Annotated in this window: 13 protein-coding genes; 7 read left to right on the forward strand and 6 right to left on the reverse strand. The window is 72.0% G+C overall.

Going from position 1 to position 17,426, the window contains the following annotated elements:
* Window positions 1-83 precede the first annotated feature (83 nt).
* Window positions 84-2,048, forward strand: a complete 1,965-nt coding sequence (locus tag ACIBIW_RS11095; RefSeq protein WP_399334403.1) for a hypothetical protein — start codon at window positions 84-86, stop codon at window positions 2,046-2,048.
* Between the two features lie 179 nt (window positions 2,049-2,227).
* The gene (locus ACIBIW_RS11100; RefSeq protein WP_399334405.1) at window positions 2,228-2,668 is read left to right on the forward strand and encodes a hypothetical protein; all 441 of its coding nucleotides are present in this window, start codon (window positions 2,228-2,230) and stop codon (window positions 2,666-2,668) included.
* Between the two features lie 162 nt (window positions 2,669-2,830).
* On the opposite strand, the gene ACIBIW_RS11105 is transcribed toward ACIBIW_RS11100, so the two are convergent.
* The gene (locus ACIBIW_RS11105; protein ID WP_399334407.1) at window positions 2,831-4,735 is read right to left on the reverse strand and encodes a right-handed parallel beta-helix repeat-containing protein; all 1,905 of its coding nucleotides are present in this window, start codon (window positions 4,733-4,735) and stop codon (window positions 2,831-2,833) included.
* Between the two features lie 490 nt (window positions 4,736-5,225).
* Here ACIBIW_RS11105 and ACIBIW_RS11110 point away from each other — a divergent pair, with 490 nt between their 5' ends.
* Both ACIBIW_RS11110 and ACIBIW_RS11115 read left to right on the forward strand, forming a co-directional pair.
* Window positions 5,226-5,873, forward strand: a complete 648-nt coding sequence (locus tag ACIBIW_RS11110; RefSeq protein WP_399334409.1) for a hypothetical protein — start codon at window positions 5,226-5,228, stop codon at window positions 5,871-5,873.
* Entirely contained in the window at window positions 5,870-7,189 is a 1,320-nt protein-coding gene (locus ACIBIW_RS11115; RefSeq protein WP_399334411.1) for a hypothetical protein, read from the forward strand. Before ACIBIW_RS11110 ends, ACIBIW_RS11115 begins: the two co-directional genes overlap by 4 nt.
* Before the next feature lie 141 nt (window positions 7,190-7,330).
* On the opposite strand, the gene ACIBIW_RS11120 is transcribed toward ACIBIW_RS11115, so the two are convergent.
* Complete coding sequence (locus ACIBIW_RS11120) at window positions 7,331-7,960, reverse strand: TetR/AcrR family transcriptional regulator C-terminal domain-containing protein (RefSeq protein WP_399334413.1); 630 nt, start codon at window positions 7,958-7,960, stop codon at window positions 7,331-7,333.
* Between the two features lie 208 nt (window positions 7,961-8,168).
* On the opposite strand from ACIBIW_RS11120, the gene ACIBIW_RS11125 reads away from it, so the two are divergent.
* Window positions 8,169-9,347, forward strand: a complete 1,179-nt coding sequence (locus ACIBIW_RS11125; RefSeq protein WP_399334415.1) for an FAD-dependent oxidoreductase — start codon at window positions 8,169-8,171, stop codon at window positions 9,345-9,347.
* Window positions 9,348-9,655: 308 nt separating this feature from the next.
* Window positions 9,656-10,543 carry a carbon-nitrogen hydrolase family protein gene (locus ACIBIW_RS11130; protein WP_399334417.1) on the forward strand — a complete coding sequence of 296 codons (888 nt, stop codon included), beginning with the start codon at window positions 9,656-9,658 and terminating at the stop codon, window positions 10,541-10,543.
* A gap of 26 nt (window positions 10,544-10,569) precedes the next feature.
* Here ACIBIW_RS11130 and ACIBIW_RS11135 read toward each other — a convergent pair whose 3' ends face one another.
* Window positions 10,570-11,325, reverse strand: a complete 756-nt coding sequence (locus ACIBIW_RS11135) for a GntR family transcriptional regulator (protein WP_399334419.1) — start codon at window positions 11,323-11,325, stop codon at window positions 10,570-10,572.
* 233 nt (window positions 11,326-11,558) lie between these two features.
* Here ACIBIW_RS11135 and ACIBIW_RS11140 point away from each other — a divergent pair, with 233 nt between their 5' ends.
* Window positions 11,559-12,428 (forward strand): lysozyme, encoded by an 870-nt coding sequence (locus ACIBIW_RS11140; RefSeq protein WP_399334422.1) that lies wholly within the window; start codon window positions 11,559-11,561, stop codon window positions 12,426-12,428.
* A 56-nt stretch (window positions 12,429-12,484) separates the two neighbouring features.
* Here the strand turns inward: ACIBIW_RS11140 and ACIBIW_RS11145 are convergent, their stop codons facing one another.
* The 3 genes from ACIBIW_RS11145 to ACIBIW_RS11155 form a co-directional block, all read right to left on the reverse strand.
* Entirely contained in the window at window positions 12,485-14,272 is a 1,788-nt protein-coding gene (locus ACIBIW_RS11145; RefSeq protein ID WP_399334424.1) for a serine hydrolase, read from the reverse strand.
* A 115-nt stretch (window positions 14,273-14,387) separates the two neighbouring features.
* A complete protein-coding gene (locus ACIBIW_RS11150) occupies window positions 14,388-15,521 on the reverse strand; it encodes a glycoside hydrolase family 3 N-terminal domain-containing protein (protein WP_399334426.1) in 1,134 nt (377 codons plus the stop codon).
* Between the two features lie 336 nt (window positions 15,522-15,857).
* A complete protein-coding gene (locus ACIBIW_RS11155; RefSeq protein WP_399334428.1) occupies window positions 15,858-17,396 on the reverse strand; it encodes an amidase family protein in 1,539 nt (512 codons plus the stop codon).
* Window positions 17,397-17,426: the final 30 nt, after the last annotated feature.

The raw sequence follows: 17,426 nt of genomic DNA on the forward strand, positions 1-17,426 counted from the left end.
CGAGGCGGCGCGCCTCCCCGGGCGGCAGACGCACGCGTGGCGGCGCTTCGGGAAGCACCAGGGCGCAGGGGGGCACGGCAGCGATGTCGGCACACGGACGGCACAACGACGAAGCCGCCACGAGCGCGCGTCCGGGGATCGACGAGGCGGAAGCCTCCCTCGTCGAGCACTACCCACGCCTCGTACGCCTCGCCTACCTCACCCTGCCACCGGCCCTCGGCCGTCACCGCCGCGTCCTCACGGCCCACGCGCTCGTCCAAAGCGTGCTGCCCGGCAGGCGCGCGGACCGCGGCGCCGCGCGGCGGGGACAGCGCGACAGCGACGGACCCGCCTACGACTGGACCCGGGCCCGGGTGCTCGACGCGGCCCTCGCGCACAGTCGGCACTCCGGTGTGATCCGGCGGGTGTGGCCCCGGGCGCGCCGCCCCCTACTGCCTCTGGTCTGGGGCCTGCGACTGTTCCCGCGGGCCGGAGGGGGCGACGAACTCGCCCTGGACCGGGCCCTGTCGGCCGCAACCGCCGCCGCGCGGGCCGCGCTCGCGCTCCGCGTCCTCGAAGAGCTCCCGGAACGCGAGGTGCGGGACGGCCTGGAGCGCGCGGGCGTCGCGGAACCCGACGACGCGCTGCGCGCCGCCGCCCGGCTCGCCTCGGCGCAGGGCGGCCGGGCCGGCAGGCTCCTGCGCACCTCCGAGTTCGACCCGTGCACGGTCCAGACCCGCCCCACTGACCTGTTGCGCCGCAGGCACCGCGGGCGGCTGCTCGGCGGGGCCGCCGCCGTCGTCGTGGCCGGGGCGCTGCTGGCCGCGCTGCTGCCCCGCGAGGGCGGCGCGGACGACGGCCGGGGACCTGTCACCGCGGGCCCGCCGGGTGCCGCCGCCGTCGATCCCGCGCGGCTGCGGCGCGCCCCCGCGGACGAGTGGGCCGACTCCTCCCGTGTCGACTTCTCCGTGTGGCCCGCCCGCGGCGACCGCACCCACGACACCGCGCTCCTCGGCCGGGCGCTGCACGTCTGGAGCGCCCCCGGCGACGGCGTCCAGGTCACGGCGGCCCCCACCACCGACACCGCGCCCCCGGCCGGGCCCCCGCAGCTCCTCTACGCGGGCGAACTCGACGGGTCGGCCGTCGTGGTCTTCCAGGACGGCGTACGGGTCGTACGGTACGCGGAGCCGCTGTCCGGCGGCGGCGCGCCCGCGCTCTACCTGGCGCGCGCCGACGAGGCCGACGTGACCACCGCCGCCGCCATGGTCCTCGACCGCTCCCGGGGCCGGGCCCGCTATCTGCTCGCGCCGTGGGTCGCCGAGTCCACCACCCGGGACCTCCTGGCCCCCGACACCCCGGCGCGCGCACTCCATGTCTCGGACGACGGTGTGACCGACGCCGTGCCGAGCCCGGCGCGCGGCGGGGACTGCGGGTCCTGGCCGGTGATGCAACTGCGCTCGTCGGAGCGGATCGTGGAGCGGCACGCCTTCCTGGTGACCGACCTCGGCGACCTCTCCCCCGTCCACCTCACCTACACACCGCCGCCGGGCACGGGCCAGCCGGCGCGTGCGCCGCGCGAGGCGACCGGCGGCCCCGCCCTGCTGAGCTGGGCGCACACCGCGTGCACCCTGCGCGGCCTGGAGGGGGCGGGCGTCAGGGCCGTCAACAACTGGGCCTTCGCCCAGCAGAAGCTGCCCGACGACGGCGGCGGGGCGACCTGGGTGTGCACCCGCGCCGATACCTGGCGCGGCCCCGGCCGGGTCCTGGTGCAGTTCCAGCAGCCCGCCTCCTCCCCCACGGCCCCCGGCACGCTCGTGGCGAAGGCGAAGGACACCGCCCTGTGCAGCAGGTTCGGCCAGCACATCCTCGCGGACACCCACTGGAAGTCGCCGGACGGGAAGTGGTACGTACTGGCGGCCGGTTCCCGCCAGGTCGCACACATCACCGTCAGCGGCGGCGCCGAGGCGGACGGGAAGGGCACGACCCTCGCGCTTGCCGCACCCCGCGACGCCCGGGTTGACGTGCGGGGCGAGCTGTCGACCGGGGCACGGCTGAAGGCCCTCGGCTGAGGGGCCCCGACCGGCGGGGGCCTGTCCCAGCCCCCGGTGGGTAGGCGAGCACGACAGACACGAACGAAGGCCGGGGCCGCCGCCAGGGCGATGGTCCCGGCGGCATCGGGACGGTCCGTGCGGGTATGAACGGCCGCACCCGGCCGCCACGGCCCCACCGACGACAGGGGATGACAGCGATGGCGTTCAAGCGGCCCGAACTGAACCCGCCCGCGCAGCACGAGTTGCTGGAGCAGGTGACCGCGCTCGTGGTCGACACCCTGCCACCGAGCTGGCTTGAGGCCGTCATCGTGTACCGCCACGTCGGCCGCGCCAACGACGCCAGCGTCTCCGTCAAGGACGCGGGCGGCTCGGAGCAGATGTGGGAGCCCCCGGTGGAGACCTGGGGGCTGTTCCAGCGGCTGCGCGACGGCATGTACCGCGAGGGCGAGGGCACTTGGTTCTCGGTGCGCTACCTGGTCAGGGCGTCGGGCCGCTTCGAGGTCGACTACGACTGGACCAACCGCCCCGACTTCGCCGACTTCCCGCCCGCCGACCAGTTCGCCGCGGAACAGGAGCGCTTCCCCCGCGAGGAGGCCCATATGCCGGACTGGTTCAGGCAGCAGCTCCGGGCGGGCTGACTCGGCCGCCGCGCGACGCCGCTCCGCGCGGCCGGGACCGTGGACAGCGCGGAGGGAGGGCCTGGCAGGGGCCCCGGCCGCTCTGCTGCTCGGACCCCGGGAGTGAGGCCCTGCCCCGGGGTGGCCTCACTCCCGGGGCAGGGCCCTGACACGGTGGCGGAGTCACTCCGCCGGACCGCCCGTGATCTGGAACTGCGAGCCGGGCTCCACGAGGACGTCGCCGTCGCGCGAGCCCGTGATGGTCACGTTCTCCAGCGTCGCGCCGCCGCGGGCGCCGCCCTGGGCGAGGATGCCGGAGCCGTTGTTGGACTGGTCGATGGTCACGTCGCTGATCCGGGCGTCCGGCACGCTGCCGCCGCCGGACTTGAACTGGATGCCGTCGTACGTGGAGTCGTAGATGTCGGTGTCGCTGATCGTGACACCGGGGATGTCCGTACTGGCCGGGAAGACGGTGATGGCACCGAACTCCTGCTGCTCGCCCCAGAACGCCCCGCCGCAGCGGTGCAGTTCGTTGCCTGTGATGGTCGTCTCGCCGGAGAACGGCTCCGGGTCGTGGTCCGTGGCCAGCATGATGCCGGGGTAGTTGGCGGTGTCGTAGACCGCGTTGTTCTCGATGGAGTTGCCGTAACCCCCGTACACGGCAATGCCGTTGGCCCGCCATGGGAGTTGCACGGTGTTGTTCTTGAACGTGTTGTCGTGCCCGATGTCCTGGGACTGGTCCTTGACGAACTTGTTGGACCAGACGGCCAGCGAGTCGTCGCCCGTGGTGCGGAAGGAGGAGTTGGCCACCGACGAATTGCGGGTGCTGTCGGTGAAGTTGATGCCGTCCGCGTAGGTGTCGCGCACCCGCATCCCGCTGAACTGGAGCCCGTCGGCGGGGCCCCACAGGTCGGGGATGTTGTCGTAGTCGCGGCCCACCCAGACGCCGACGTTGGAGTGCTCGATCCAGACGTTGCTGATCTTTGTGTTCTTGCCGAAGCGGCCGTTGAGCCCGACGCCGCCCTCCGAGCCGTCCGGGGCGCCGCGGATCTTGCCCGAGCCGAAGATGGCGATGTCGGAGATCTGGACGTTGTCGTCGATGTCGAAACCGAAGTTGCCCTCGTGCGGGTGGTTGATGCCGCCCGCGTCCTGCGGCTCGATGGTGCTGTAGAGCTGGGAGTGCCACATCCCGGCGCCGCGGATGTCGACGTCGCTGATGCCGACCTGGTTGTACTGGCCGCGGTCCTGCGGGTCGTCGGTGAGGATCTTCTGCTCCTGGCGCCACTGGCCCGGCGGTATCCATACACAGTCGATCTCGCCGTTCTGGTCGGCGGTGACGGCGGCCTGGAGCGCCGCGGTGTCGTCCTCGCCGTCGTCGGGCACGGCACCGTACTCCTCGATGGAGGTGCACTCGGCGGGCTTCTCGGTCGGCGGTGCGACCTGTTCGAGGTCGACGAGGTCGAGGACGTAGAACGCGGCGCCGTCGTCCTGGTCGCGCTGGAGGCGGAAGGTGGTACCGGCGGGGAAGTCCCTGCCGAGCAGCGCGTGCGACTCGTCGAAGAGGCGGCGGGCGTCGGCCTGCGGGGTGTTGGTCAGGCCCTCCGGCTCGTCCGTGTTCCCGTACAGCCAACTGTGCGAGGAGTCGAGGTCCAGCTTCTGCACGAACTCCCCGTCCGCGTAGAGGCTGATGGTGGCCTGGGTGCCGCCGCCCTGGGGCGCATCGGGGATGGAGTTGCGGACCACGATGGAGTTGGTGGGCACCGTGGAGGTGAACTCGGCGTACTGGCCCTGGCTGTCGAGCCGCACCGACTTGCGGCCTGACGACTCGCTGGCGAAGTCGGTATGCCCGAAGGTCCGCTTGGCGTCGGCTTCGAGCAGGGTGCCGGTGTAGTCGCCGTCCTCCAACTCGTACTCGGTGAACGGCAGATCGGCGCCGCGCCCGGCGGCGGGCGAGAGCGCGGAACGCGCGGCGGCGTGGCCGGCCACCGGCGCGGCGGAGGCGGCGGAGGCGGGCAGCAGCCCCGCCACCAGCAGCCCGGCGACGGGCACACCCGCACCGAGCAGCCGTCTGACGTGCTTCCACTTCATGGGGTCCTCTGTTCTGTGGGGTGGACAGAGCGTGCGGTCGCGCGTACGCGGGCCATCCGGGCGCATCTGGCTCAGGCTCCCGACGAATCACAACTGACGCTTTCTTGCGTTCATTTGCGCAATATTTTAAGTAGCCCAGTTGAGTAAATCCGGCCCGACGGTGTGAGTTTTCAATCGAGTACGGGTTTTGTCAATGCTTCGCACAGGGCGGCCATTGTGGACATGGCCTAGGAGCGCCCTAGCCGTGCTCTCTTGCTGCTGTTCTTCTGGAAGGGGACGACAACGGCGAGCCTGTCCAGGTGACTTGGGGCTCGCCCACACTCGGGGAGGCGCCTGGATGGGAACGTCAGGGAGGTGGCCGGGGCCCGGCGGAAGAACGGGCGCCGCGGCCCAGTGGTCCAAGTCCCGTACTCGCCTGACGCGGTGGCGAAACGGACGGACACAACGCCTGGAGACCCTCGACAGCATCGCCGACGGCTTCTTGGTGGCCGTGCAGGACAGCGTTCGCGAGGACCGGACGGCCTTCGGGCTGTACGACGCCATGTGCGCGGCGGCGAGAAGACTGACCGCAGAGACTGCCGGGCTCGCCCGGGAACCCGACTTCACAGCCCGCTTCACCGTCTCGGTCGGAGGTACAGGAGGCACCGTCACCGATGCCGCCGTACGGCGCGCTGCGGCGACGTCCGCTCGGTGCGTACACGAGGAACGGGCCAAGGCCCCCACGGGGGCGGGCATCACGGGCGAACTGTTCTGCCTGCTCTACAAACTGTTCTTCGCCGATGTGGTGGCGGAGTTCGTCCGCGGCGCGGTGGCCGAGAGCGTCAAGGGAGCCGTCCCCGTCCTCCACGTACTGGATCCGGGCGACCATGTGGCCGACTGGGTGGCCGACCAGGTCATGGAGGTACTGCCGGACCCATGCGAGGAGACGCAGAAGCTGGCCGAGGCGGTCGAGGAAGCGGCCAGTGCGGCCGAGGTCGTGGCAGACCCCTTAGCAAGCCTGGCGGACGTCGCCTACGACCTCATACCGGTCGCCGCCGAGCGCGCTCTCGGCCTCGTACCTGCGGCCGAGGGCGGAAACCCTGACGACCGCCACACACTCGCGGGAGGTTCGTTGCGACGGACAAGGGTCGACGTATGACCACGGCAGCCGGCCGCCAGGCCGCATACGCATGGATCCCGGACGAGAGTGCCAGGAGAGCGAGCGGCGCGCGGAGAATTCTCAGCGATGAAGTGTACTGGGAGCGGAACGAGACCAAACCACGACACAACCAGCTCAACGGCCCGGCCCCTCTCTGGGCGGAGGACCTTCTGACGGTGGCCCGCGCTGTCTTCGCCGCAGACCGCTATACCCGTCGAGACGAGTTCTTCGACCGCTGGACCCGTCGTATCTCCCTTTCCGTCCCCGTCAGCGCACCCGATCGCTGGGAAGCCGCCCTGGCTCACCTCATCCCTCTTCTCAACACGACGACGGGCGATCTTTGGCAGATCGAGTTCACGGTCCGCAGGGACATGTATGTCCAGGACTCGTTACCGGGCGGCATAGCGTCCATCGGTGAAGTGTCCCTGTTCTCGGGCGGTTTGGACTCGTTGGCCTGGACCGCGCAGAGAGCGGCGGTGCGGCCGAACGGAGCCCTCCTCCTTGTCACGTTCCGTGAGCCGGGGCTGCTCGGGAAGGTCCAGCGCGAGGTTTACAAGCAAGTCCACCAACACGGCGACCGGAACGCCAGGCAACTCGTGTACAGCCAGGAGGTGCGCGGCCCAAAGGATCGAACACTCAAGCTGGAACGCTCCACGCGCTCGCGGGGACTGCTGTACGCGGCGACCGGGGTCCGAGTCGCCGCCGCCGAGAACATCGGCGTCCTCCACATCCCTGAGAACGGGCAGGTCGCGGTCAATCCGCCATTGTCAGCAAGCCGGTCCGGCGCCTGCTCCACACGCTCCGTACACCCTTGGACCCTTTACCACCTCAACCAGTTGATTATCGCGATCGGCGGAACGGTGAAGGTCCACAACCCCCTCGCCGCTCTGACGAAGGGAGAGGTGTGTTGCATGGCGAAGACGGCAAAAATACCAGAGGACATCGTGACGTCCACTCTGAGCTGTGGATCTTCCCCAGTGCGTCAGCGCAACCAGCCCAATGTTCCCAACTGCGGATCATGTTTCCCCTGTCTGATCCGCAGAGCCGGGCTCCTGCATGCCTTCAAACGCGACCGGACACGGTACGCAACTGCCCCCTGGGACGCGGCACTACCCCCGGACTGGACGGTGCACTGGCGTGCGGTCAAAGGGTGGTTGCAGAAGGAGTTCACCCCGCTTGACCTTTTGGCCGACACGCCGTTGCCGCCACACCAACAGCCCGAGGACTTACTGCCAGTCATACGGAAAGGACGCGAGGAGTTACAGGCGCTCGTCGACGCGGCGCCCGATCGTGGACGGTCGGCACCCGCCCGGTGAGAGAGCACTCTCCTTTCGGGCCCTGCCGCGGGCTGTCCCAGCCCTCTGTACCCACGACTCCGGCAGCAGTCAGCGGCTCAGGCTCGTGACAGCGGGCGTCCTTGTGCCGGGAGACGGGAGGCCGGACGAGGCCACCGGGACTCAGCCCCCGCGGTGCTCGGTCAGTTGGTAGCGGACGCCGTCCAGGAAGTTGTGGAGGCCGTCGGTGAAGCGTTGGTCGGGGGTGGAGTTCTCGTACTCCTTCAGGGCCTGCGCCAGCCCCGGGTACGGCGCGGTGGCGGCCGCGGCCTCGTCGGGGTCCCACTCCCCCGTGGCGTGCAGTTCCTCGTGGGCCTGCTCCTCGATGGTGTGGCCCAGCACGAAGTACAGCAGGGTGAAGGCCGTGCCCATGGCGCGGGCGCGGGGCAGGCCCGCGTCGGTGAACGCGGTCAGCAGGGCGGCGCCGATGCGCAGGGTGTGAGGTCTGGCCACGAAGGTGCCCGCGTAGAGGCGGGCGCCGTCCCGGTGGGAGCGCAGAGCGGTGCGCAGCCCCGTGGCGAGGCGGGACGCGCGCGCGTCCCACGGCAGCGCGGGGTCCGCCTCGGGCACGCCGGAGACCAGTTCCTCCGCCATCGCGTCCAGCAGGGCGCGCTTGTCCGCGAAGTGCCAGTACAGGGCGCTGGGGCGGACGTCGAGCGCCGATGCAAGCCTGCGCATGGTCAGGCCCGCCAGCCCCTCCTCCTCCAGGAGACGCATGGCCCCGTCAAGCACGTCGGGTCGCCTCAGGGGCATCTCGTCTCTCCCGCTCTTCTCGTCGTCCGGTCTCCCGGGTCCCACCTTGACAGTAAGGGCCGGGCGAACCTAACTTGAACACCGTTCTAGTTGAACAATGTTCAGGTTGATCTTGTCACGCCCCCTGGGAGTCCTCATGCCGGAAAACCGCCGTACAGCCGGAGAACCGCACGGGTCGGGCGCGGGTGGCGCCCCGCGCCGTCCGCGGGTGGCCGTCGTCGGGGGCGGACCCGGCGGCCTCGTGCTCGCGCGGGTGCTCCAACTCCACGGCGTGCCCGTCACCGTCTTCGAACGCGACCCGGCGAGCGGGGCCCGCGCCCAGGGCGGCACCCTCGACCTGCGGCCCGACTCGGGGCAGGCCGCGGTGTCCGCGGCGGGGCTCGACGCCGAGTTCCGGGAGCTGTCACGGCCCGAGGGCGAGGAGATGCGGCTGCTCGACGCCTCGGGCCGTACACTGCTGCGCCACACACCCGGACCGGGGCTGCCGGAGCGCCCCGAGATCGACCGCGCGGATCTCCGCCGGATGCTGCTCGGCTCCCTGGAGGCGGGCACCGTACGGCACGGCGTCCTGGTGCACGGGGTGGAGGACGCGGGCGGCGGGCGCGGGAGCAGGGTGCTCTTCGCGCGTGAATCCGGGGGCGGCGCGGGCGAGCTGACGGGAGGTCAGCCACAAGGCCCGTACCGCAGTGAGGAGTTCGACCTCGTGGTGGGGGCGGACGGGGGGCGGTCCAGGGTGCGGGCCCAACTGGGCGGGGTGGCGCCGGTGTTCTCCGGTGTGCACTTCGTCGAGAGCCGTATCGAGAAGGCCGCCGCCCGCGCGCCCGAAGCCGCGCGCACCGTCGGGGACGGCAGCGTCTACGCCTTCGAGGGCGGCCGCGGCATCATGGCGCAGCTCAACACCAGCGGCACGGTGCGGATCTACTTCGTACTGCGGCAGCCGGAGCACGCCCTGCCCTGGCCGGACGGCGCGGGTCCCGCCGGCATACGGGACGCGCTGCGGCGCCACTTCTCCGGCTGGTCCCCCGCCCTGCTCGCGCTGCTCGACGGCTGCGAGGACGTCTTCCACGACCGCCCGCTCCACACCCACGGCGCCGGGCGCACCTGGCCCGCGCACCCCCGTGCCACCCTGGTCGGGGACGCCGCGCACCTGATGACGCCGTTCGCGGGCATGGGCGCCAACCTCGCCCTGCTCGACGGCGCGGAACTCGGCCTCGCCGTCGCCGAGTCGGCCACGGTGCCCGAGGCACTGGAGCGGTACGAGCGGGCGGCGGTCCCCCGCGGCGCCCGCGCCATCGCCCGCTCGGCGCGCGGCCTGGCCGCCTGCATGTCCTCCGAGGCGCCGGGGAGCGCGGTGGCGTACTTCACCTCGCCCGGCGAGGACGGCTGACAGCCCCGGGCGGCGGGGGGCGCACACTCCGGGGCGGGGACGCGGCCGGGGCTCCGGCCGTGCGGTGTGGCGGCCGGCCGGAAAACGGCGCTCCCCGGCCGACCGCCGCGCCGTACCGGCGTTTCTGCGAGGTCCGGCCGCCCGACGCGGCGCTCCTTGTCGGCGGGGCGGCGCAACCGGGGCGTTACGGGGACGATCCAGGGCCCGTACGCGCGGCGGACAGCGTGGGGACGCGCGGGGCGGGGCCGGTCCACGGGGCCGGTGGCGCGCCCGCGGCACCCCGTGTTCCCGTGAAAGGAGAAAGCGCCATGACGGTCATCGCCACCGTGGCCCTGGAGGGCACCTACGACGTCGACATCAGCACCAAGCGGCATCTCGCGCTCATGGACGAGGCCGCGGCGGCCGGGGCGGAACTCGTCGTCTTCCCCGAGGTCAGCCTCCAGGGCTATCCGCCGGACATGACCAGTTTCTACCCGGAGCGGATCAAGGCCGCCTACGACAACGCCGAGTCCGTCACCGAGGGGCCGCACTCCCTCCAGATCCAGGAGCACGCGCGCTCCCTCGGCCTCCATACGGTCTTCGGGATGAACGAGACCGGTGACGCGCCCGGTGTCATCTACAACACCATGGTGCTCACCGGTCCCGACGGCTACCTCGGCAAGTACCGCAAGGTGCACGTCGGCATCACCGAGCAGTTGACATGGCGGCGCGGCGACGACTGGCCGGTGTACGAGACCCCGTTCGGCCGCGTCGGCATGCTCATCTGCTACGACAAGATGTGGCCGGAGTCGACCCGGGAGCTGATGCTGCGCGGCGCCGACCTGCTGGTGATGTCGACCGCGTGGCCCATGGTCAACGGCGAGCAGGACCCGGAGACGAACGTCTGGGCCGAGTTCTACCGGCTCTACGACCGCGCGCGGGCCGCGGAGAACTCCCGCTGGTTCGTGTCGTCGAACTTCGCGGGGGAGCTGGGCGGCGCCCGGTTCCTCGGGCTCAGCCAGATCGTCAGCCCGATCGGCCGGGTGGTCGCCACCACGGGGCCGCTCACACCGGGCATCGCCGTCGCCGACGTCGACATCGCGGGCGGCATCGCCGAGGCCAACGCGCTGCTGATGGGGGCACGGCTGGTACGCGACCGGCGGCCGGACACCTACCACGCGCTCAGCGGGCGTATGCCGCACGCCGTCGACGGCTGACCGCCCCGGGGCCGCGGGCCCGGCGGCTACCCCGCCGGGCCCGGGTTCTCCCGTCTCGCGCGCGAGAACATCACGCTGCGGTCGCCGCGCGCCCTGACCAGGGCGAAGTTGAACGGGACCTCGTCCGCCCCGAAGATCACCTGCTCGTAGAGGAGCACCGGCGCACCCGGCTCGACACCGAGCAGTTCCGCGTCGTAGCGGTCCGCGAGGGACGCCTCCATCAGCAGGGTGCTGCCGGTGAGGGTGATGCCGGACTCCTCCAGCAGCCGGTACCAGTCCTTGCGGAACAGCTCGGGCTCCATGCCCAGCGCCTCCGGCATCCGCACGTAGTTGGTGGCGACCACGAACGGCTCATGGTCGCACCAGCCGACGTAGTCCACCCGAAGACCCGGGCGGTTCGCCGCGAGGCCGAGCGCCTCGGCCGCCACGTCGGGCAGCGGCAGCACCCGCCAGTCCAGGATCTGCGCGCTGATCCTGCCGTCGAGGGCGCTGCCCCGGCTCGGCTTCGCCGCACCGTGGTACTCGGCGAGGTCGAAGCGGGTCCTGGTGTTGCACACCCGGGTGCCGACGCCCTGGATGCGCTCCACCAGGCCCTCGGAGCGCAGCAGTTCGAGCGCGTCGCGCACCACCGCGCGGCTCACCCCGAACCGTGCCATCAACCGGTCCTCGGGCAGCAGCCGCTCGTCGAGGCCGCGGTGGAGGACCTCCACGCGCAACAGGTCGCGTATGCGGCGGGCCTCGGCGGCCCGCCACCGCACGCCGGTACGTCTGCCGAATTCCACCGTCCCAGCCTTGGGCCCGCGTGTGTTCTGCGCGTTTCCCGGGTGTGAACCGTGTGGCACAGCCGCCTCGTCCCGCCCGGTGGTTCCACTGGAGTACACCAAAGGCATTTCCGGTTTTTTCTTCACCTGGCGGCTCTACGCGCGTACATTCGCCTTTGTCATGCTCGCGTCAGCATGACGGCTCGTCGCGCATGCGTCACACCAACCCCCCACACCCGCCCTCGGAGGCACCCATGCACGTCGCGGAAGACACCGCACGCCGCACCACGCTCCGCCGCCGCCTGCCCGTCGCCGCGCTGGCGGCGATGGGGCTGCTCGGGCTCACCGCCGCACTGCCGGGGTCGGCCACCGCCGCCACCCACCCGGCCACCACCGCCGTGACCAGCCCGCACCCCGAACTCGACTGGATGGGCTCGACCGTCGCCGCCCACGAGGGCGCGGCCGCCCGGCACGCACCCGACTCCGCCGACCTCGACGAGACCGTCGCCGGGATGGACGTCAGCCACTACCAGGGCACCGTCGACTGGGCGGGCGCCTACGCGGGCGGCGCCAGGTTCGCCTACATGAAGGCCACCGAGGGCACCGGCTACAAGGACCCCAACTTCTCGGCGAACTACACCGGTTCGTACAACGCGGGCTTCATCAGGGGCGCCTACCACTTCGCGAACCCCAACGCGTCGGGCGGCGCGGCGCAGGCCGACTACTTCGTCGCCAACGGCGGCGGCTGGTCCGCCGACGGCAAGACCCTGCCGCCGATGCTGGACATCGAGTACGGCGCCTCCTCCACCTGCTGGGGCCTCGACCAGGCGTCGATGCGGGCCTGGATCACCGACTTCGTGAACGAGGTGCACACCAAGACGGGACGCTGGGCCACCATCTACACCACCACCGACTGGTGGACCCAGTGCACCGGCAACTCCGGCGACTACGGCGGCAACAACCCCCTGTTCATCGCCCGTTACTCCTCCTCGGTCGGCACCCTGCCCGCGGGCTGGGCGACCTGGACGTTCTGGCAGTTCGCCGACTCCGGCACCTTCCCCGGCGACCAGGACACCTTCAACGGACCGCTGTCCGGCCTCCAGAACCTCGCGAACAACACCTGACGGGCCCCGCGGGGCGGGAGGACCGCACATACCCCGCCCCGCGGCGTGCCACCCGGCTACCTCCTGCCGCCCGGCAGCCTGTCGAAGCCGTCGGCGCTCAGGGCGGCACCCGGGCGGTCGCCGTCCAGCAGCACCGTGGAGCCGGAGGTGACCCGCAGGCCCGCGAGGTCCACACCGCGGCCCTCGTACACCGGGTCGGTGGTGTACTTCCAGCGCAGCCGCAGGCCGTCACCTGCGCCCTGCACCTCGGCGCGCACCCGCCACCAGGCACGTACCGACTGGCCCGAGAGCGACGTGACCTCGCCCGACGGCGCGCCCCTGCCGGTGGCGTGGAGCTTCACCGGGGTCCAGGTGGTCCCGTCGTCGGTGCTGGCCTCCAGGGTGAGCAGGTCGGTCGGCTCGGTGTTGACGAAGGTGTCGAAGGCGACCTCGGCGGTGCCGGACGCGGGGAGCCTGTCCGTGGTCAGCGTGCTGGTGGTGGCGCCCGCCTGCCCCGCGTACCAGGTGCTGCCACCGCCGGGCGGTGCGACCGCCATCGCCTTCGCGAGCGCGGTGGCGATGTCACGGCGCGGGCCGTTGGTCGACGGGGTGTCACGCGTCGGGTGGACGCGGTTGGTCAGCAGGATCGCGAACGAGCGGGACGCCGGGTCGATGACCAGCGAGGTGCCGGTGAACCCGGTGTGTCCGAGGGTGCCGGGCCCCGAGAGGCCGCCCATGTACCAGATCTGGTCGAGTTCGAAGCCCAGGCCGTGGGAGTCGTCGGGGAACGCCTGGTTGAAGTTCTCCTCCATCAGCTTCACACCGTGCTCGCTGAGGATGCGACGTCCCTTGTACACACCGCCGTTGAGGATGGTCTGGGCGAGTACGGCGAGGTCGTCGACGGTGGAGAAGACCCCGGCGTGGCCCGCGACGCCGTTCAGCGCCCAGGCGTTCTCGTCGTGCACGGAGCCGCGCACCATGCCGCGCGCCGGGGTGGACTCGTACTCGGTGGCGGCGATGCGCGGCAGCTTATACGCGGGCGGGTTGTAGCCGGTGTCGGTGAGGTGCAGCGGCCGGGTGATGCGCTCGCTCACCAGCTTGTCGAGCGGCTTGCCCGTCACCTTCTCCAGGACGAGTTGCATGCTCAGCATGTTCAGGTCCGAGTAGAGGTACGTGGTGCCGGGCGCGTTGATCGGCTTGGTGTCGAGGATGGCCTTCCTGCGGGAGGCGATGTCGGGGTAGCCCTCCCAGAGCGAGGGCGCCGGGTCGGCGTCGAACCCCGAGGTGTGGGTGAGGAGTTGCCTGATGGTGATGGAGCCCTTGCCGTTCGCGGCGAAGTCGGGCAGGTAGTGGGCGACCGGGGTGTCCAGGTCGATGGTGCCCGCCTCGATCTGCTGCACCGCCGCCAGCGAGGTGAAGAGCTTCGACAGCGACGCCAGGTCGTAGATGGTGTCGGTGCGCGCCGGGACCCGCTGGCCGGCGGGGAGTTCGGTGTCGGCGTCCGCGTACTTGACCGCGTAGCCCGCGGCGTCGCGCTCCACGACGGTGCCGTCGTGGGCCATCAGGGTGGTCGCGCCGGGGAAGAGGTAGTTCGCGCCGCTCGCGGGGTCGTCCCAGGTGTCGACCGCGCTCCGGAAGGCGCCGATCGGGTCGGGGTCGAGGCCCGCGCGCTGCGGGGTGCCGCGGCGCAGCACGGTGTTCGCCGGGGCGAAGCCGTCGTACGGGCGGTCGAAGCGGGCGTCGGGGCGGTGGCCGCCGCCGTGCCCGTGGTCCGGGCCGCCGGTCATGGGCCCGGCGGTGGCGCTCGCCGGGAAGGCGACGGCGGCCAGCAGGGCCGCCAGTGCGGTGTAGGCAGGAATCCGCATAGAGACCTTCAGGGGTGGGAGAGGGTGGATGGCTCGGCACACCGAGGCCCCGCGCCGGTGGCTACGCGCGTCAACTGCTGGGCGCGCGCGGCGGGGGCGCGGGGCTTCGGGGGGGTCAGGCGAGTGCGGTGCGCAGGGCGCCGACGCGCTTGGCGCCCGCGTCGAAGGCGGCGCCGTCGAGGCCGCCGTCCGCGAGGGCGTCGCGGATCGCGGCGACGGCGTCGTGACCCTGGGCGACGTCGCGGGCCGAGCAGAGGATCAGGTCCATGCCCGCGGCCGTCGCGGCGACGGCGCGCTCGGCGACACCGCCGTAGTTCTGGAGCGCCCCGGCCTCCAGCGCGTCGGTGATGGTGACGCCCTTGTAGCCGAGGCGGTCGCGCAGTTCGCCGACGACCTTCGGGGAGAACCCGGCGGGGACGTCGGGGTCGAGGGCCGGGTAGACCGCCCAGGAGAGCATGACCAACTGCACCCCGGCGGTGATGGCCGCGCGGTAGGGGGCCTCGTCGGTGCCGCGCAGGGTGCTCAGGGACGCGGAGAGGCTGACGGGCTCCTCGTCGGTGTTCTGGCCGGCGGCCGCGGAGCCGAGGCCGGGGAAGTGCTTGGCGGTCGCGGCGACACCGCCGTCCTGCTGGGCGGTGATGAAGTCGGTGCCGAGGGTGGCGACGGTGTCCGGGTCCTTGCTGTACGAGCGCTCGTACTGGTCCTCGAAGTCGCCCTCCTTGCGGTAGACGTCGAGCACCGGGGCGAGGTTGACGTTCATCCCGGCGCCCGCGAGGTTCTCGGCAGCCGCGGTGCCGGTGTCGCGCGCCGCGCCCTCGGGGTCGGAGGACTGGCCGACCTCCTTCGCGGACTGGGTGGGCTCCCCCGGCAGCCGTCGTACGAGGCCGCCCTCCTGGTCGGTCATCAGCAGCAGGGGGGCCTTGATGGGCGCGGCCTCGTTGGCCTCGTTGAGCTGGTCGACGACGCCGCGGATCTGGGAGGCGCTGGAGATGTTCTCGCCGAAGAAGATCACTCCGGCGGCGCGTCCGCCGCTGATGGCGTCGAGGAGCCGGTCGGGCGGGGTGAGTCCCGGGTAGGAGTAGATGACGCGCTGTCCGGCGCGCTGGGCCGGGGTCAGGGTGACCTGGGGCTGTACGCGGCGCCTGGCGGCGGCCGCCTGTCCTGCCAGCCCGAGGCCGCCCGCGAGGGCCGCCGTGCCCGCGGCGAGGGCGCCGCGTCTGCTGATGGGACGGTTCCTTGCCGTGCTCATGACACCATCTCCTTCGCAAGCCGCCGATTCACCCGCTCGGGCCACCCCGGTCGCGGGGCGCCCCGGCAGGGTCGCGACGTCCACGGTGAAGGAAACTTCCCTCTTTCCACAAGAGCCGAGAAAATTATTTGCAGGCTCATCACCGTGGGAGTGCCGGGGACGGGGGTCAACTGCGCAGGTTTCGGGAGCGGTCAGGGGCCCGGTGGGGCGGGTTCCGGATACCGGCACCCGGCGGGGGTGGGCGTGTCGCCGCACCACGCCCGCCCCCACCGCACCTGCCCACTTCCCCCGGAAGCGGACCGAGGCGGTACGCCCTCACACCGAGGCCGAACGCCCTCACACCGCTTCGAAGGCGTAACCCACCTGATACAGCAGCTTCTCCGCGTACCTGGGCCCCACGATCTGGAGGCCGACCGGCAGGTTCGCCTCGCCGGTGCCGCAGGGGACCGTGAGCGACGGATGGCCCGTCAGATCGGTCGGGGAGGTGTTGGCGACCGCCCTGCCGACCCTGCCCTCGCCCACGAGGAACGCGTCGAGGCCGCTGCGGCCCGTGAGCAGTTCATGGGCCACCGTCGGGATGGTGGGCATCACCAGCACGTCCACCTGCGACAGCGCCGCCGCCACCTGCCGGCGCAGGTCGAGCCGGAGGTTGTGCCCCTTCACGAACGGAACCCCGCCGTACTGGGCGTACACGTGCTCGGCCGCGAACATCATCGACTTGAGCATCGGCGGGAGGTCGTCGCCGCCCGTCCTCGACTGCGCGGCCAGCGCCGCCACGAGGCGCGGGTCCACCCTCCCCATGTGGGCGAAGCCGCCGGTGCCGTTGCTCTTCACCATGAAGGAGGTGCCCGCGGGCATCGTGGCCATGGAGATGGCCCAGCCCTTCTCCCACAGCGGCACCGACACCTCGCTCACGCTCGCGCCGAGCCCCGCCAGGGTCTTCACGGCGGCCTCGAAGGCGGTGCGCACGTCCTCCGTGGTGCCCACGGGCCCGACCGCCTCGGTGAGCACCCCCACCCGCAGCCCCTCGACGCCGCGCTCGGCCGCGGAGGTGTAGGCGTCGGGGCCCTCGGGGAGGTCACGGGTCCACTGCGGGTCGCGCCAGTCGGGACCCGCCATCACTTCGAGCATCAGCGCGTTGTCGGCGACCGTCCTGGTGATCGGGCCGATGTGGTCGAGCGTGTGGTTCATGTAGCTCATGCCGTACGAGGGCACGAGGCCGTGGGTCGCCTTCATCCCGACGAGGCCGCACCAGGCCGCGGGGATGCGCACACTGCCGCCCTCGTCGGCGCCGAGCGCGAGGTCGACGAGGCCGGAGGCGACCGCGGCGCCCGAGCCGGAGGAGGAGCCGCCGGTGGAGCGGGCCGGGTCCGCGGGGTTGCGGGCGGGTCCGAACGCGGAGCCCTCGCCGAGGCCGAAGCCGAGGTCCTCCAGGTTGGTCTTGGCCGTGACGGTGACGCCCGCGTCCAGCAGCCGTTCGATCACCACGGCGTCCTCGGTGGGGACCACCACGGGCTCCCTGCGGCCCCCGTTCGTCATCGGCACCCCGGCCACCGCGATGCAGTCCTTCACGCCCAGCGTCCGCCCCGCGAGGGGGCCCTCGGCGGCGCCGCGGACCTCGCAGAAGCGGATGACCGCGTTGTACGGGTCCTCGCCCGGCTGCGGGGTGTGCCCCGGGTCGCGGTACGGGTGCCTGAGCGGGACCGGGTGCTCGGGAAGCTCCTCGATCTCGTCGAGCCCCGCCAGCGTGGCGCCCACGGCCCGGGTGTAGAGGGCGGTCTCCTCGGCGGTGAGCCGCCAGCCGAGGCCCTTCGCGTAGGTGTTGATCTGGTCGGGTTCCGGGGCGCGCAGATGGCCCCAGGGGCGGTTCGACATGGGTCTCCTCAGGAGGGTCGGGACGGGGCG

It is taken from the genome of Streptomyces sp. NPDC050560, from assembly GCF_044457285.1.
GTDB lineage: Bacteria > Actinomycetota > Actinomycetes > Streptomycetales > Streptomycetaceae > Streptomyces.

Coding starts and splice junctions, on each gene's coding strand:
- ACIBIW_RS11095 (WP_399334403.1), top strand. CDS start 84: ATGTCGGCACACGGACGGCACAACGACGAAGCCGCCACGAGCGCGCGT.
- ACIBIW_RS11100 (WP_399334405.1), top strand. CDS start 2,228: ATGGCGTTCAAGCGGCCCGAACTGAACCCGCCCGCGCAGCACGAGTTG.
- ACIBIW_RS11145 (WP_399334424.1), bottom strand. CDS start 14,272: ATGCGGATTCCTGCCTACACCGCACTGGCGGCCCTGCTGGCCGCCGTC.
- ACIBIW_RS11115 (WP_399334411.1), top strand. CDS start 5,870: ATGACCACGGCAGCCGGCCGCCAGGCCGCATACGCATGGATCCCGGAC.
- ACIBIW_RS11140 (WP_399334422.1), top strand. CDS start 11,559: ATGCACGTCGCGGAAGACACCGCACGCCGCACCACGCTCCGCCGCCGC.
- ACIBIW_RS11105 (WP_399334407.1), bottom strand. CDS start 4,735: ATGAAGTGGAAGCACGTCAGACGGCTGCTCGGTGCGGGTGTGCCCGTC.
- ACIBIW_RS11120 (WP_399334413.1), bottom strand. CDS start 7,960: ATGCCCCTGAGGCGACCCGACGTGCTTGACGGGGCCATGCGTCTCCTG.
- ACIBIW_RS11155 (WP_399334428.1), bottom strand. CDS start 17,396: ATGTCGAACCGCCCCTGGGGCCATCTGCGCGCCCCGGAACCCGACCAG.
- ACIBIW_RS11130 (WP_399334417.1), top strand. CDS start 9,656: ATGACGGTCATCGCCACCGTGGCCCTGGAGGGCACCTACGACGTCGAC.
- ACIBIW_RS11150 (WP_399334426.1), bottom strand. CDS start 15,521: ATGAGCACGGCAAGGAACCGTCCCATCAGCAGACGCGGCGCCCTCGCC.